This window comes from Macromonas bipunctata (assembly GCF_002837135.1).
In the GTDB taxonomy this organism is placed as follows: Bacteria; Pseudomonadota; Gammaproteobacteria; order Burkholderiales; family Burkholderiaceae_C; genus Macromonas_A; species Macromonas_A bipunctata.
On record NZ_NWBQ01000102.1, the window covers coordinates 1 to 1,759 of the forward strand.

The 1,759-nt window shown below is 59.2% G+C and carries 3 protein-coding genes and 1 pseudogene; all 4 read left to right on the forward strand.

Going from position 1 to position 1,759, the window contains the following annotated elements; all coding sequences use genetic code 11:
- Positions 1-30: 30 nt before the first annotated feature.
- On the forward strand, positions 31-228 hold the full coding sequence (locus CON76_RS12405; protein WP_101103758.1) for a hypothetical protein: 198 nt from the start codon (positions 31-33) through the stop codon (positions 226-228).
- The gene (locus CON76_RS12410; RefSeq protein WP_101103760.1) at positions 222-470 is read left to right on the forward strand and encodes a hypothetical protein; all 249 of its coding nucleotides are present in this window, start codon (positions 222-224) and stop codon (positions 468-470) included. Before CON76_RS12405 ends, CON76_RS12410 begins: the two co-directional genes overlap by 7 nt.
- Before the next feature lie 10 nt (positions 471-480).
- Positions 481-1,431, forward strand: coding sequence for a hypothetical protein (locus CON76_RS12415; RefSeq protein WP_145995464.1), 951 nt, complete (start codon positions 481-483; stop codon positions 1,429-1,431).
- A 165-nt stretch (positions 1,432-1,596) separates the two neighbouring features.
- Positions 1,597-1,759 (forward strand): annotated as a pseudogene (locus CON76_RS12420) (IS1380 family transposase); the annotation flags it as partial.

Consider the following 1,759-nt stretch of genomic DNA (forward strand, 5'->3'; position numbering starts at 1 on the left):
TGAAATATCCGGGCTAGGCCGGTTGGGGACGTGGTGTGGGGGCTGGCACTGGTTTACACCGATTTGGCCCCAGAGGACTTCAACGCAGCCGGGGAACTGACGTTGAGCCGCGATTATTTGGTGGAAGAACGCACCGGCATTGTGGTGGTGGGCACCACGGCCATTTTCTCTGGCGTTTCCGACGAACTGGACGGCAAGCACGCCGTGGTGAGTTACACAGCATGGTAAACAAAGACCACATCCGCGATTACGCCCTGGTGGCCTACCTGCTGCACATGGGCCACTTTTGCACACGGAAAAACGGGGACATTTGGGCCTGCGACATGCCCGATGATTCATTCCAAGATGCCTGCCGGGACTACAAAACCCGGTACAAGCCGGTGATTGACGGGGTACGGCGCATTATCAAAACCCTGCACGCCCCCCAAGGCGTAAATCTGGTGCAGACCTCCAAAAACTCTGTTCCATAAGGATTTGAAAATGTCCGTTTTGATGCGTGCTAAACAGCACATCTTTGGCTTGAATGCCGACCTGCTGGCCCTGCAAAATGCCGACGCCGCCGAAAAACTGCGCGCTGAAGCTGCCGAGCTGGCCCTGCAAACCGCTATTGCCGACGAGGAAACCCGTGCCCTCGCCGCTGAAGCCCTGTTGCAAACCGCTATTGACGACGAAGCCACCGACCGCGCTGCTGCCATTGCGCAAGAGGTGATTGACCGTGACGCCGCCATTGAAGCTGCGAAGCTGGCACTGGGCACCAACTACACCGTTGGCACCATTGCGGGCCGTGACGCTCTGACCGGCCTGACCGTCAGCGACCGCGTGCTGGTGCAAGACAACGGTGATGGCAAGTGGGCGCTGTACCACACCGCTACCGTGACCGACGGCGCCGGTTCGACCAGCACTTTCACCCTGTTGTCCGACCAAGACAGCCTGGAAAACTCCATCAGTGCCACGGCGATCAAGACCTCGTATGAGTCGAACCCCGACACCAACGCCTTCACCGATGCCGAACAGGCGAAGGTGGGCTTTGTGTCTGTGACCGCTGCTATCGACTTGGACAAGGTTATCCAGTCCGATGAGCTGGTGGTGGATGGCACCCTGGCCGCCGTCACCGACGTGCAGATTGCTTCGGCACTGGCCGTCAAGACCTACGTGACCGAGGCCGTTCGCGTTGGCGGCGCCGTGTTCAAGACCGAATCGCTGGTTGTGGCTGCCGACAAGATCGTGCTGACCCACGCCCCGAAAGATGGCCTGGTGCTCAACTTTGCGACCGTGCGCCACATTGATGCCAACGGCGTGTCGTTCGATATTCCGGTGGCCGCCGATGTTGCCGACGTGAGCGGCAAGACCTTCATTCTGGCGCCCGATGCGGCTGGCCAGTTTGATGCCAAGTCGGTGCTGGTGCAGTACCCCTACGTGCCCGCTGCCTGATAAGGCCATAGCCTGAACGGAAAAACCGCCCCAGTGGCGGTTTTTTTGTTTCCAGAATAGACCCACCTAACCCGGATATTTCACCGTAGTCCGTAGAAACGAGGACGGCATTGCCCTTGAAATGCCCGAACATCGAGGTATCGAATCTGGATGAGAGGACGGGCAATGCCGAAACCAAACTGTACACCGCAAACAACTGCCGATGAGGTCGGCGTGATTGATTTTGGCCGACTGGGCCGACGCAAGATCGAGGGCCGCTTCGATGGCGGCAGCATGACCAGCGACGCCGGGGTGATGCTGCTGGCCGAAGTGGACCGCAGGCTGGGCT

What these genes read in the sequence shown, in the direction of transcription:
- CON76_RS12410 (WP_101103760.1), top strand. Translation starts at nt 222, where the DNA reads ATGGTAAACAAAGACCACATCCGCGATTACGCCCTGGTGGCCTACCTG.
- CON76_RS12415 (WP_145995464.1), top strand. Translation starts at nt 481, where the DNA reads ATGTCCGTTTTGATGCGTGCTAAACAGCACATCTTTGGCTTGAATGCC.